This window comes from Herbaspirillum sp. VT-16-41 (genome assembly GCF_001994935.1).
GTDB lineage: Bacteria > Pseudomonadota > Gammaproteobacteria > Burkholderiales > Burkholderiaceae_D > Herbaspirillum > Herbaspirillum frisingense.
The window spans coordinates 1-399 of sequence record NZ_MUXB01000173.1; the positions used below are offsets into that span (position 1 = coordinate 1).

Consider the following 399-nt stretch of genomic DNA (forward strand, 5'->3'; position numbering starts at 1 on the left):
GAATCGACGGCGTTGCAGAGCCAATCCAGATCCTGACGATTTTTGACAACGCGCGGCAGGCCGAAAATAGAGTACGGCGGATCGTCCGGATGAATTGCCATTTTGACACCAACTTCTTCACAAACCGGAATGACTGCCTTGAGAAAATAAACTCAATTTTCCCGTAATTTTTCGTCGTCGACACCTTTATAACTGGCAAATAATTTCTGTACCTGCGCCAGACGTTCTGGTTCCCACCCAGGCAGTGCAAAGCCGTTTGAATTACTGAGCACCTCACTCACCACCTCTTCCAGGCTTTTATCAATATCCTTTTTCTCAAAGGCCATGGTCAGGGAGCCGTCTGGCAGAACATAGTTCATGTCAGTCTTCATCCAGTCAAAAACAGGCATGAAGTTGTAG

Annotated in this window: 1 pseudogene; it reads right to left on the minus strand. The window is 47.1% G+C overall.

Annotated elements, in window-relative coordinates:
• Window positions 1-389, minus strand: a pseudogene (locus BTM36_RS29185) (mannonate dehydratase); the annotation flags it as partial.
• Window positions 390-399: the final 10 nt, after the last annotated feature.